The sequence below is a fragment of the Nitratireductor sp. ZSWI3 genome, assembly GCF_024655565.1.
In the GTDB taxonomy this organism is placed as follows: Bacteria; Pseudomonadota; Alphaproteobacteria; order Rhizobiales; family Rhizobiaceae; genus Nitratireductor.
Map to the genome: position 1 here is coordinate 1 of NZ_JANKOF010000187.1, position 2,402 is coordinate 2,402.

General features: G+C 64.7%; 1 pseudogene. It reads right to left on the reverse strand.

Annotated features, from left to right (window positions below):
• A pseudogene (locus NUU27_RS25260) lies at positions 1-1,670 on the reverse strand (hypothetical protein); the annotation flags it as partial.
• Between the last annotated feature and the right edge of the window lie 732 nt (positions 1,671-2,402).

Sequence of the window (2,402 nt, forward strand, 5' to 3'; positions counted from 1 at the left end):
TCGGCGACCTGCCGCACCCCGCCGGGCGGCGTGGTCGGATCGCCCGGATTGCCGCCCGGCGGACGCGACTGCTTCGGCAGGTCGTTGCCGTCCGGATCCTTGGCCACGGCCGAGGCCACATTGTCGACATTGCCCGCATCGATGTCGGCCTGCGTGATCGTATAGGTGCCCGTCACCGACGTGTCGTCCACCATTCCAGGCGCCAGACTCGGGATGGGGCTGCCCGACACCGTCGCCCGTGAATCCGTCACCGCGACATCCGTCAAGGTCGTGTTGCCCGTGTTCGTCACCGTGAAGGTGTAGTTGATCGTCTCGCCGGCATCCATCAGCCCGTTGCCGTTGGCGTCCACATGCGCAGCCTCCTTGACGAAGTCATAGTCCGACACCTTCTGGACCCCGCCGGGCGGCCGGGTCGGATCGCCCTCATTGCCATCGGGCGGACGCGACTGCTTCGGCACGTCGTCGCCATTCGGGTCCTTCGCCGTCGCCGAGGCCACATTGTCGAGGTCGCCGGCATCGATGTCTGCCTGCGTCACCGTGTAGGTGCCCGTCACCGAGGTGTCGTCCACCGCCCCCGGCGCCAGGGGCCCGGCAAGCGGGCTGCCCGACACCGTCGCCCGCGAATCCGTTACCACCACATTGGTCAGCGACACATTGCCGGTGTTCTCGACCGTGAAGGTGTAGGCGATCGTCTCGCCGGCATCGATCAACCCGTTGCCGTTGGCGTCCACATGCTCCGCCTCCTTGACGAAGTCATAGTCGGCATCCATCGGCGTCGGCGTCACGGTCGGATCGCCCGGATCCCCGTCCGGCGGGCGCGACTGTTTGTTGATGTCGTTGCCCTGCGGATCCTTCGCCGTCGCAGAGGCGACATTGTCCACGCTGCCCGAGGCCAGGTCCGCCTCGGTGACCGTGTAGGTGCCCGTCACATTGACGAAATCCACTGTCCCCGGCGCCAGGCTCGCGATCGGGCTGCCCGAGATCGTCGCCTTCGAATCCGTCACCGCGACATCGGTCAGCGTCACGTTGCCGGTGTTCTCCACCGTGAACGTGTAGTTGATCACCTCCCCCGCATCCGCCCGCCCATTGCCATTCGCATCGTCCAGAACCGCGTTCTTGACGAAATCGTAGGAGGGGTTACGCGGGATCGAGACGACCGTCGGCTCCTGATTGCCGCCAGCCGAGGCTCTGGAAAGCGCGCTGAACTCGCCGGTGCTCGCCGTTGCGACGCCCGTCGCCTGGTTGGAGATGCCGCCGGCATCGATGTCTTCCTGCGTCAGCGTGTAGGTCGCCGTGTAGGTGGCCGTCTCGCCCACCTGAAGCGTGCCCGCCGACGAGCCAGCGCTGGCTGAGACGAAGGTGGGAGCCGTCGTCAAGGAGAGCGGCGTACCGTCGGCACGCTCCAGAACATCCTCGCTGATGGCGACCGCCGTCAGCGTCTCGACGCTCGTGTTCTCGACGGTCATAGTGAAGGTTACCACGTCACCCACCGACGTTCCGCCCGAAGCGGACTTGACGACATCGATCAGGTCAGCGCCGATAGCAAAGCTGATGGGACAAAACTGGTGCCCGCCGCTGGGGTGGTAGGCTCCCACCGTCAATGTCTGCGAGCTTGCCTGGGCCGTGAAGGTGAACACTTCCTGGTGCCAGGATGTGGTATCGGGGAACAAGATGGTTTGCGTATCCGCACCGCTCGATAAAGTCATTCCCGGACATGTATTCTGATAGCTTTGAAAATTCGCTCCCCGACTGAGCCCGAAGAACGGAATCCTGTACTGCCTGCCCGGAACGAGCCCGGTCATTGTCGTCTGTATTTGTTCCGGCGGATGCATCGTGGAGAAGGTCGTGGCGCCGGTCGGGAGGCCTGGCAGCGGGGCATTGAGCCAAGGTCCCCAATTCGCCCATTGGTTGACATTGGAGCAATCCGAATCCCCGACGACATTCGTCCAACCGGCAGGCGTGTTCCCGGCGCCCACTGTACATGGCGATGTCGGCGGGATGTTTTGCGCCGCCGCCGGCATGACTGCGAGTGCCATCAGTCCGAGCGCCAGAAGCAGCATCAGCGTGAGCGCCTGGACCATACCCCTCAACCCGTCATGCCTCTTCGGATCGCGCGCGCGCCACAATCCGGGCCCGGCCTTGCGAAACCGCTCCCGCGGTCCGTGCGCGCAAGGCGCTCCCTGGTTCACGGGCGACGCCGTCTGCAGTTGCTCGAACATGAATATCCTCGTCATGCCGTCGGTTCGTGATTGAGCCCTTTGCGGGCGGACACGGATACGAAAGGACAAGAACAGCCGCTCCGCGGCGGCGGAGGCAAATCGGCGCAACCCTAGGATGATTGAGCGCGCGGCATCAGTTGCCGGGCCGTATCGTTACGGTTGACGGCCGGCGCATATGTGCGC